Origin of the sequence: Halomonas sp. 3D7M, assembly GCF_014897885.1 — a bacterium.
Classification (GTDB): Bacteria; Pseudomonadota; Gammaproteobacteria; order Pseudomonadales; family Halomonadaceae; genus Vreelandella.
This window is the reverse complement of record NZ_JABUZF010000025.1, coordinates 1-10,231: the sequence shown is the minus strand read 5'-3', so window position 1 is coordinate 10,231 and position 10,231 is coordinate 1. Positions and strand designations below refer to the sequence as shown.

The window sequence follows — 10,231 nt, the reverse complement described above, 5'->3', positions numbered from 1 at the left end:
ATACCCTGTGAGAAATCCGGGCTAAAGTGGTCTTACGGTAAGAGGGTTTTTCGTTACATAATGATACATCTCAAAAAAACAGCCACGTTGAATTTCACTAACGCGCACTTCTCATTCCATTTTGGTAAGTTATCGGTTTACAACGCGATTGGGGCAGATTCATTGGACGCAGTGGCAGTAAATTTCAACAAGTATAGGGTGATCGGTGCGTCTGGCCCCTGTCTGCAAAACATCGATCTTTATAAGATTGATGCTTAAAAAATCGATGATTAGTGGATTGATACTTGGTTCTTTAAAAGGCCGGCTACTGTTGGGGCTTTTGTGTGCGCTGCTGTTGCTGGCTGGCTTGGTGCTGGGAATGGCCTGGCAAGTGGGTAAAACCATGGTGCAAGAAGCTAATATGGCCCACATGCGCTACGAAGCTGACCTGATTGCAGATGAAGTAACCCAGCAAATTGACCACCGTTTTCAATCGCTAGAGCGACTAAGCAACATTCTTGGAATGTCGAACGACCCTGGGTGGCTTGGCTATGAGCTGCGCAAAAACGACGCACTATTGGCGTGGTTTGACGCTATTGTTGTCACTGATCACAACGGAAAAGTTGTGTCTGACTGGCCAGCAGTGGCGGGGCGTGTTGGCTTAGAAACAGCAGAACTTGAATATTATAAAATGCTGAAAGGCACGCGCAGGCCTTATGTCAGTGAGCCGTTTGTTGGTCGGGCAAGCGACATGCCAATGATATTAGTGAGCGTGCCGCGATTAGACAGTGAAGGCCGGTTCGGAGGCATCATTGGCGGGGTGGTTAGTTTAGATAGCAGCGGGCTGTTCAAACGGTTGGCTACTATTCGTCTAGGCAGTGAAGGTTATGCTGCGGTTTCCACTTCCTCTGGCCAAGTGTTATATCACCCCAATAGAACACTAATTAATAACGATAGCTTTGATGCGACGGCTATTCCACTGTTGGACTTAGCCCTCGATGGTTGGCAGGGCGATGGCGTTGGGATGTTGCTTGATGGTCGAATTGGTCTTCAGTCTTATGCCCAGGTATGGCCTGCGAACTGGGTGGTTGGGCTTTATTTGCCTCTTGAACAAGCTCAGTTACCGCTATCTGGCTTTATCCATAAGCTATGGTGGATTTGGTGCGTTGCTGCAGTGTTAATGATGCCCCTTTTGTGGTGGCTGCTAGCGCGCATTTTAATGCCATTAAATCGCTTGGAAACACAAATTGGTGAAGTGGGGCTCGGTCGCCGTTCTTCTGTCGATCTTGCAACCAACATGCAAGAACTCGAACAAGTAGCCAGCACCTTTAATCGTGTTGAAGGTGAGCGTCAGCAGCTAGTAGGGCACCTCCAAGAGCGTGAAGCATTTTTAGATTCGGTGCTCAATGCCTCGCCCCAGGGAATGTTTGTGGCTGACTTTGGCGGCAACATTACCTATATGAACCCCGCGCTATTAGACATTTTAGGTATCGAATCTGATATGCCTATGGAAGCCTGGCTTGAGCAAATCCATATAGATGATCGTTCCGGGGCGAAAGATATGTGGGTGCATAGCTTAAAAACCGGCAATGATTACATGCGTCAGCTGCGCTTTATTCGCAGTGACAAAGAGATGCTATGGCTGGGTGTTCACGCCCGTGTGGTCATGCTTTCCCAGGGCGGGCATTCGCTTGGTCTGGTTGGTGTGGTGAAAGACATTACCGAGCGCCGGGAGCAAGAAGCGCTTCAACGCTGGGAAGCAGAGCATGACCCATTAACTGGCTTGCTCAACCGTCGAGGTTTTGAGCGTCGTCTTGAAGAAGCGTTTGCTGATTTTCAGAAAACCAGCACACCCTCGGCGCTGCTATTGTTCGACCTTGACCACTTCAAGCCCATTAACGATGAAGGTGGGCATGCGTTAGGGGACGAAATGCTGCGTCGTATTGCCCAAGTGGTCGCATGGGAAGTTCGTCGCAGTGACCACGTGGCACGTCAAGGTGGTGATGAATTCGGGGTGTTGCTGCCAAGTTGTACCTTAGGCCAGGCGCAACGCATTGCTGAATCGCTACGCCAAGCAGTGGGCGAAGTGTCGGTTGTTCATAACGGTAAAGAGTACACCGTGACGTTGAGCATTGGCGTGACCAGCTTCGATGAGACCGACACTAACGTCGACGCGGCACTTTCCCGAGCGGATGCCGCCAGTTACGAAGCCAAAGGGCATGGGCGTGACAGTGTGGTGGTCAAACTGCCAAAGGCACTAGACCCAATGTCGTTATTTGAATAACACGTGGTCTTTGGGTTCGCCTTCTATATTGCGTCTCTTATTCATTCCCATTAGTCGACAAACCTTGGTTGACAGTAGAATATAAGCGTCTGCTTATTCGAATGAGAGGGCTTTCGTGAACCTACTTGAGCTATTTTCCCGCACGCTGGATATCACGTTGCCTGTTTTTGCCATGGTGTTCGTCGGTATCGGCTTAAAGCGCCTAAAGTGGATCGACAGAGAATTTGTCTCTACAGCGTCAGCCCTCGTCTTCAAAGCAACGCTCCCCACGCTGATTTTTTTGAGTTTAATAAAAGCCGATTTAAGCGTTGCATTAGATGTGCCGTTGCTGCTGTTTTTTGCCGCCGCGACACTCGGCCAGTTCCTGATCAGTTGGCTATGGGCGAGCTATCGGGTGCCTAAAGCCGACCGCGGTATTTATGTTCAGGGCGCGTTCCGTGGTAACTGCGGCATCGTAGGGTTAGCACTGGCGGCGGGAATGTACGGTAACTACGGGCTTTCTGCCGGTAGCCTGCTGCTTGGCGTGGTGATTGTAATGTATAACGCACTTTCGGTAGTGGCGCTGGCAGCCTACCAACCTGGGCAATCGACAAATTGGCGTAGCCTGTTAAAGCATATCGTCACTAATCCACTGATTATTTCTGTGATCGCCGCGCTGCCATTCACAGCATTTTCGATTCCACTGCCCAGTTGGCTGATTACCTCAGGCGATTACTTCGCCTCGTTAACGTTACCGCTAGCATTGATCTGTGTCGGCGCCACACTCTCGGTTGCCAGCATGCGCAGCGGCAGCCAAATCGCATTAAGCGCCAGTAGTATGAAAATGATTGTGCTGCCGTTGCTTTCCACGCTGGCAGCGTGGGCGGTGGGGTTCTCTGGAGAGCAGCTCGGGCTGTTATTTCTATTTTTCGCCAGCCCAACTGCCGCCGCCAGCTTTGTGATGGTAAAAGCAATTAACGGCAATGTAGCGCTGGCCGCCAATATCATCGCCATAACCACCTTAATGGCCAGCGTCACCGTCACCAGCGGTATCTTTGTGCTGCGCCTGCTAGGATGGATTTAACTGCGCGGTTGGCTGACACTCACCAACACGCTATACTATGCGCCCCACAAGTCCCTGTAGCTCAGTAGGATAGAGCAGCCGCCTCCTAAGCGGCAGGTCGCAGGTTCGACTCCTGCCAGGGACGCCAACGGGGGTTCTTTGCAAGTCCTGAGAAGGCCTAAAAAGAGTATAATACTCTGATATACATTGTTTTTTAGCTCCTCGCAGTTCCTTCCAAACCCCGCTGCCAAGTGGTATACATTCCGGTATATGTCTTCATTCGGAAATACTCGGTATACCGCCATGGCGCTAACTATCCGACAAATAAACGCAACTAAGCCCGGCACGAAAATTATTACCTTCTCAGATGGCATGGGATTAGCACTTAGGATCTCAACCAACGGCAGCCGTGGATGGCGTTTGCGCTACACACGCCCTAACGGCAAACGCAACATGATCAGCCTTGGCCAACCCTAAGGTGCGCCTTGCCGAAGCAAGGGAAAAGCGGACGGATATGAGACGTTTAATATCCCAAGGCATTGACCCCGTAGAGCAAAAGCAGAGTGACAAACGCCAACGACAGTATGCAACTGAAAACACCTTTGAAGTGCTGGCCATGGAGTGGCACGCTGCCATGGTGCCGCGCTGGAAAGAGAGTTCTAAGCGTGCCAATGACAGCAGGCGCGTGCTTGAAATGTATGTGTTCCCAAAAGTAGGGAATCGGCCGATAGAAAGCATTCTGCCCCTCGAATGGCTAGGCATACTGCGCACGCTTGAAGATTTAGGGAAATTCGAACAGAGACGCCGCCTGCACGCCTTTTGTCGCGATTGTAGCGGTCAACTAATCCCGAACAGTAATTTAAGATTTTCCTCAGCCACAACGGGAGGCATGCCATCGTTAAATGAGTGAGGGCGCTGCTGGTTGTAGTAACCCATCAGATAGCCACTAACGTCTTTCCTGGCCTCAGGTAGATTTCGATATCCCAGCGCCGGTATCCACTCCGATTTCAGACTCCGGAACAGCCTTTCCATCGGCGAGTGTCCCAGCAGTTGCCACGTCGGCTCATGCTTTGTTTCATACGATAGCGCCAAAGTCTTTGGCGGAACTTGCGGCTGGCATACTGACTACCCTATCGGAATGGAACATAACGCTCTTTGGCTGACCACGTTGTGATCCAGCGCTTTCACAACAAGACCTGCATCCGGCCGTTTAAGCGTTGGCAAGTGCCATCGCGACTTCAGGAAAGCGAGAGGTCCAAGTGTTTCTGGGCTCAGTCCTCAGGTAGGGATTACCCTCCGGGAGACGCCATCGGAATCGCTTCTTCCCATGACCGACGAGTCGGTGAAGAATAGCTCCACCGAGTAACCCCTGATTGGTTTTGCCATACAGCACCCAGGTCTTACTTTGACCCGAGACTGGGGCATTAATTGCCTGACAGCTTGGCGGTTAAAGATGCCGCAAAGTTACGGGCCTTATCCTGGGGGATCGTCGTCACCACCCGCATGCCTCCATAGCGGCTCCGCTTGCGGATGATGCGATGGCCCAGGAACACGAAGCCGTCGTTCACATGGGTAATTTTGGTTTTCTCCATGTTCAGTGTCAGCTTGAGAGTTCCTTCCAGCATTTCCCGGCATTCTTCTCTGATCGCTTCTGCCTGAGCTTTAGTGCCCTTGCCGATAACGACGAAGTCATCGGCATAGCGGCAGTAGGCGACAGCTGGCTTCCATTGCCGGTTCTCTCGGATGGCTGAGCTTCGACCGATCTGGATACTATGGTTCCAGTACCACCGATCTTTCCGGGCCTTTTTGCCAAGGTAGCGCTGGTTCAGGTGCTGATCGAATTCATGCAACATGATGTTCGGCAGCAGCGGTGATAGAACACCGCCCTGGGGCACGCCTTCACTGGCGGCCCGAAAGAGCCCTGCATCAATCTGGCCGGCTTTGATGAATCGCCAGAGAAGATTCAGGAAGCGTCGATCCCTGATTCTGCGGCGTACAGCTTTCATCAGCAGCCGGTGGTGCACGGTATCGAAGTAGCTGGACAGGTCCCCTTCGATGACCCAGCGTCCACGCGTTACTTTATTATCCGTCAGTTGCAGTTTCACTGTGCGGATGGCGTGATGAACGCTTTGTTCCGGCCGGAACCCGTAGGAGAGCGTATGAAAGTCACTTTCCCACACGGCTCCATTGCCATTACCATGGCCCGTTGAACGATACGGTCGCGCAAGGTCGGGATACCCAGTGGCCGTTGCTTGCCGTTGGCCTTCGGGATATAGACCCTTCGGACCGGTGACGGGCTATAGGCATCGGAGAGTAAATCATTCCTGATTTGTTGAAGAATAGCCGGCAGTCTGGCCTGCGCAGTCAGCTTGACCTCCCCGTCTATCCCAGGCGTATGTGACCCTTTGGAAGATAGGGTGATCCGAGCCGCTTCTGCTAGCCAGTCAGGCTGTGCTATCAGGCGCAACAACCGATCCACTCGGCGATCGGAGTCGGCTGTTGTCCAAGTCGCTAGCTTGCGTTGCATTTCGCTGATTATCAAAGGTCTTCACCTTGTTTGGTCAGGTAGTTTGCTTGGCAAACACGTTTAAACTGCTCCCCTTTGCCATGTGATGGGCTTTCCCCATCGCGGACCACTACGGGAGCTCCGCCAGTCAATTCGGCTTCGGGGTCATGCCCCCTTGGCATCCGATATTGACTTTCCCCGGTTCACCTATCTGGACTTCAACATGCTGAGGAGGCTGCCCAATGCACTCTTTTATCCTTGCTTGCCGCAAGTTGACAGGCAGCAGCAGTCCCGCCTGTGAGGGATACTGCTGTCCCGACGTCCGACTTACCTGTTCGAACTTCTTCGTTCGACAGCGGCTGCCAGCTGAGCTGCGACTCTTTTTGAAAAGGCGGCTTACCTGAGCCTTTAAGACCAAACGCTCAACATCCACGCGGTCCCGCCGCTGGCGGTACTCGTAGTAACTGGAGCGGCTAATATCAAACGCGTTACAGACCATTTCAACAGGCATTTGCTCACTCAACTGGTCTATCAGCGCATACGATTCATGTCGTCCGACATCAAGAGAGCAGTGGTCTTTTTTAGGCTGGTTTTTTCCATCTCAAGGCGTTTGCAGCGAGCCTCAAGCTCCTGAATACGCTGCTGTTCTGGAGTTAACGCATTACCCTGTGGCGTTACCCCCTGACGCTCGTCCGCAAGCTGGTGGACCCAACGCTTTCTCTGACACCCAACGAGGTACAAGCTTGGGGATAGCTGTACCCCTGATCTAGTACCAGGCTGGCAGCTTCCTGCTTAAATTCAGGCGAAAAAGTACGTCGTTTCTTAGTCATCAGACACCTCGCTTAGGGTGGCAATATTACCACCTACGTTGGTGTCCGGTTTTATTGAACCACTACAACCTACGACTGTGAAAGGTACAAAATCTAGTATTGGCAGGACAGATGGCGTTAACCATGGCTATGGCTGCACTGGGGTTCGAAACTCGTTTCGAGAAGCTTAAGGCATTGGGTGTCCGTCCTTTTTTATTGGGGCTGATATTATTTGTCTTACTGCTCGCCGTAGGTGGCCTTGCCAGCCGCCTTCTGATGGGCTTACTGGATTCTTTGTCACTACTTTACGTACCTTCTGGCCTGTTTAATGTCCACCTGCGCCCCTTTCTGACGCTGTCGAGGGAAAATGTCAGAGTTGCCATTATCCTTCGGCCAAGCGTGTACTTGCGACATTCCTGGCAGCGAGAGAGTCAAGTTTTAGTTGCTGAATAATATCTGTGATCATGGCCAGTTCCTGTTCTAGCAGTGGCATCTTGTCCAAGTCATAGGCAGAAACGTCAATATCTGCCACATCTAGCAAGTCGCCGAAATAGGACAGCATGAATAGGGCCTTATTGTCTCGGAACTCGCAGGTAATTCCCGTGCCCTTGGCCCGAGCTCGGAACAGCTCATCGAGAGCAATAATACGCTCCATTAAACTCGGTGACAGAAGATAGCGGGCGTACTGCTGGTCAGAACCGTAGACCTCGAAACGGTCCTCGAACATTGGGTTTTCCAGCGCTACTCTGGATTTGGCCAGTGGTGATACCAGGCGGTTGCCAACCTTGCCGTAGTCGGTATCTACCACAGTATATCCAGTAAATTGGAAGGGCATGACGATGAGAAGCGCTCCGCCACCATGAACTGTGGTATTTGATTTTCTGCCGCGGCGTTTGAGCTTTAACTCACAGAACTCAAACTGGACGCCTGCGATGTTGCCACTGATGTAGTCTTCACTGCTCTTACTCGAAAAACGCGGCAAAATATCGAATGACTTGACGGCTTCTAGGTCTATACAACCATCTTTGTCGTAGGTGTGATCGCCAAAGGCTTGGAGTAGTACCGGGATAAGCTTTTGTTTGTAGTGCCGCGTGTACTGCAGCTCCGGGTAGACAACCCAGGCGCCCAGTCCGCCGACTACAAACAGGGTGTAGAGCGTAGGTTCGCCAGACACCAGCATGAAGAGGTCTAGCGCTAGCGATGGCAACCAAAGCAACCAGCCAAGGCGCCGAAACAAAGTCTTGCGACGTGTCTTGCTCGCCAGCTTTTCCAGCCTGAACTGCTCTAGTGGTTCTAGCAATGGTAAGACATCTCGTTCTATCGTCGCGCGGATGTCGTCGGATAACTCGGTCGTTATCTCAGGGTGCTGGAAGGCCGTCCCGCTGCCTAGCTGCTTGAGCGCCTCACCAGCCTGAAAAAATGTCTTCAGAATACTCATGAGCTGAGATAATGGTCAGCGTTGACCGGTGCGCGATCGGTTTTAGATGCCTCGAAGAACGGCAAGGGCTCTAAGCCCATTACCTTCGCAATCAATGTCCCCGGAAAGATCTGGATGGCATCCTTGAACCGGCGTCCCGCGGCATTGTAGCTACGTCGAGCGGCTGAGATATGCTCCTCTACATCCGCATATGCTCGCTGAGCTTCCAGCATGTTGGTGTGAGACTTAAGGTCGGGGTAGTTTTCAACCGCCACCATTAGTCCCGACAGTTTGTCTTCCAGAGCCGCCTCTAACTCGAATCTCTTCTCGGCGCCTTCGCGGTCGTTTGCCTTTGCCGCTTTTAACACTTCCGTGCGCAGTTGAGTAATGTCAGTGAGTAGTGTCTTCTCGTGCTCCATGAAGCGAGCGGCAATTTTCAAAATATTGGGGATCAGGTCGGTGCGTTTCTTCAACTGGACATCAATCCCTGAAAAAGCTTCCTGAGCCGCGTTACGTCGAGAAACAATAGCGGCATACCAAAAGTAAAGTAAAATTAAAGCAGCTATGACAGCCAAGATAACCCAATTCATTACAACGTTCCTTATAATGCGCAGTGTGGGGAAGACTGCATGGTACTACAAGTTAACTTGATTATTTGTGTGATCATCTGCCAATCGACTCTAGGAAACCGCTGAACAGTCGCTATCGATGTGGCTCGAACGCCACGTCAGCGAACATTTTCTGGCTTTCTCAGGTGCTTTCCTAGGGAAGATCTGAATAACTGCCAGTACTTGTCAACTCTCACGTGCGCTGTTGGACAATCGAAAAGTCAGACACTTTTCTCCCGTTCTTTGTCTATATTCGCCTGTTTCCCACTCATTGAGTGGAAAACAGGCGCAGTAACCCTACTCCCCCAGGTATTTCTCGCGCAATGACGGAACTTGAGAAGCGACGTCTCGTCCGGCAATCGATCCAGTTTTAAGCCGGCGAGGTGGTGCATAGACTCGATCTCATAGAGAGCATCTTCCATGGTCGGATCACTCAAGTTGTAGAACACTTGCATGCAGTGGACGCGAGGCATGACAGTCAGCGGATACGACGGCCGCCCGCTCCCGCCTTTGGGATAATAACGGACTACCTTACTTCTCCAACAGCTTCCAGGGGGTCAGCCTGTCCATCCGCTTCAGAAATATTTAGCGGCGGGTCTTTGCTTCTTATTCTGGTATTCGGCTTCGGAGAAAGTGATCTGATCCATGGCAGTGCTGAATCCTGTGCGGTTGAAGATGGCCGTATTATCACTGAAGTCAGGGGTGTTTTTAATATCATCCTTAAATTTATGATATTGAATGATTTTTTAGAATTATGCCATAATCCCCACTTCGGCCTTCCTTTGCCACCGCTTTCCATTCCGATATTAAACCTTTCTTGACTGCCCCGGCTCTGTCTGTAACAGGTATGCTCTTGGTTTGCCGTTTCTGCTGCACCTGCTAAGGACATTGCTATGCGTTTCCAACCCGTTATTGGCATTACGTCAATTGTGATGATGTCTTCGTTACTGCTGCCTACTGCGCTTTTGGCGCAGGATGCCCATATTGGCAGCGTGCGAACGGAGTTTAGGTTGATCGGCCCGAACAGTACGATTGAAGTGGAGCGCTTTGACGACCCAAAAGTACAGGGGATTTCCTGCTATCTTTCCTACTCTCAGGTGGGCGGGATTTCAGGTGCGGTAGGGCTTGCTGAGGAAGCTAGCGAGGCCAGCGTGGCTTGTCGGCAAACGGGAGAGATCGTCTTCGACCCTGACGAGGTAGACGAGCAAGAGGTCGTCTTTAACCAGCGCCGTTCTGCGTTGTTTAAGAATATGCGCGTGGTGCGCATGCACGATGCTGAAACCGAAACCTTTGTGTACTTAACTTACAGCACCAAGCTGGTGGATGGTTCGCCAAAGAACGCGATTTCAGCGGTCCATTACGGTGGGTTTTAAGAAGGGCTAGCGGGGGTTCCCCAGCATCTGTGTCCAAAAGGTGGTATAGCGCGAATCAGCATTGCTGGCCTTGGCCATGCCCATTTCGGTGAAGGTGCCATTCATCATATTGCGGCAATGGCCGAGGCTCTCTAACCAGCCGTTTACCACGGCGGCGACAGATGTATGCCCAGCAGCAATATTTTCATCCATGGCTTACCACGTGTAGCCATG

At 51.6% G+C, this 10,231-nt stretch carries 10 protein-coding genes, 1 tRNA gene and 3 pseudogenes; 7 read left to right on the top strand and 7 right to left on the bottom strand.

Annotation, left to right across the window (positions count from 1 at the left end; all coding sequences use genetic code 11):
- The 6 genes from INT22_RS20130 to INT22_RS00535 form a co-directional block, all read left to right on the top strand.
- On the top strand, nt 1-258 hold a 258-nt coding region (locus tag INT22_RS20130; protein WP_226912299.1), incomplete at its 5' end, for a hypothetical protein.
- Between the two features lie 7 nt (nt 259-265).
- A complete protein-coding gene (locus INT22_RS00550; RefSeq protein ID WP_193067477.1) occupies nt 266-2,263 on the top strand; it encodes a sensor domain-containing diguanylate cyclase in 1,998 nt (665 codons plus the stop codon).
- Nucleotides 2,264-2,378: 115 nt separating this feature from the next.
- Nucleotides 2,379-3,326, top strand: a complete 948-nt coding sequence (locus INT22_RS00545) for an AEC family transporter (RefSeq protein WP_095603246.1) — start codon at nt 2,379-2,381, stop codon at nt 3,324-3,326.
- Nucleotides 3,327-3,376: 50 nt separating this feature from the next.
- Nucleotides 3,377-3,453: transfer RNA gene (locus INT22_RS00540), tRNA-Arg, on the top strand.
- A 122-nt stretch (nt 3,454-3,575) separates the two neighbouring features.
- A complete protein-coding gene (locus INT22_RS21975) occupies nt 3,576-3,782 on the top strand; it encodes an Arm DNA-binding domain-containing protein (protein ID WP_442311304.1) in 207 nt (68 codons plus the stop codon).
- Between the two features lies 1 nt (nt 3,783).
- Complete coding sequence (locus INT22_RS00535) at nt 3,784-4,215, top strand: tyrosine-type recombinase/integrase (RefSeq protein WP_301398609.1); 432 nt, start codon at nt 3,784-3,786, stop codon at nt 4,213-4,215.
- On the opposite strand, the pseudogene INT22_RS00530 reads toward INT22_RS00535, so the two are convergent.
- The 6 genes and pseudogenes from INT22_RS00530 to INT22_RS21965 all read right to left on the bottom strand — a co-directional run.
- Nucleotides 4,143-4,491 (bottom strand): annotated as a pseudogene (locus INT22_RS00530) (integrase core domain-containing protein); the annotation flags it as partial. The gene INT22_RS00535 and the pseudogene INT22_RS00530 overlap by 73 nt on opposite strands.
- A 238-nt stretch (nt 4,492-4,729) precedes the next feature.
- Nucleotides 4,730-5,485: a reverse transcriptase/maturase family protein gene (locus INT22_RS21970; RefSeq protein ID WP_442311303.1), complete on the bottom strand. Its 756-nt coding sequence runs from the start codon at nt 5,483-5,485 to the stop codon at nt 4,730-4,732.
- Nucleotides 5,486-6,166: 681 nt separating this feature from the next.
- A pseudogene (locus INT22_RS20125) lies at nt 6,167-6,641 on the bottom strand (transposase); the annotation flags it as partial.
- Between the two features lie 361 nt (nt 6,642-7,002).
- Nucleotides 7,003-8,058 carry a DUF3137 domain-containing protein gene (locus tag INT22_RS00515; protein WP_193060295.1) on the bottom strand — a complete coding sequence of 352 codons (1,056 nt, stop codon included), beginning with the start codon at nt 8,056-8,058 and terminating at the stop codon, nt 7,003-7,005.
- The gene (locus INT22_RS00510; RefSeq protein WP_193060294.1) at nt 8,055-8,627 is read right to left on the bottom strand and encodes a LemA family protein; all 573 of its coding nucleotides are present in this window, start codon (nt 8,625-8,627) and stop codon (nt 8,055-8,057) included. Before INT22_RS00510 ends, INT22_RS00515 begins: the two co-directional genes overlap by 4 nt.
- Nucleotides 8,628-8,866: 239 nt before the next feature.
- Nucleotides 8,867-9,133, bottom strand: a pseudogene (locus INT22_RS21965) (transposase); the annotation flags it as partial.
- Nucleotides 9,134-9,538: 405 nt separating this feature from the next.
- On the opposite strand from INT22_RS21965, the gene INT22_RS00500 reads away from it, so the two are divergent.
- Nucleotides 9,539-10,018: a CreA family protein gene (locus INT22_RS00500; RefSeq protein ID WP_193067476.1), complete on the top strand. Its 480-nt coding sequence runs from the start codon at nt 9,539-9,541 to the stop codon at nt 10,016-10,018.
- A gap of 6 nt (nt 10,019-10,024) precedes the next feature.
- On the opposite strand, the gene INT22_RS00495 is transcribed toward INT22_RS00500, so the two are convergent.
- Nucleotides 10,025-10,210, bottom strand: a complete 186-nt coding sequence (locus INT22_RS00495; protein ID WP_226912298.1) for a CAP domain-containing protein — start codon at nt 10,208-10,210, stop codon at nt 10,025-10,027.
- Nucleotides 10,211-10,231 lie beyond the last annotated feature (21 nt).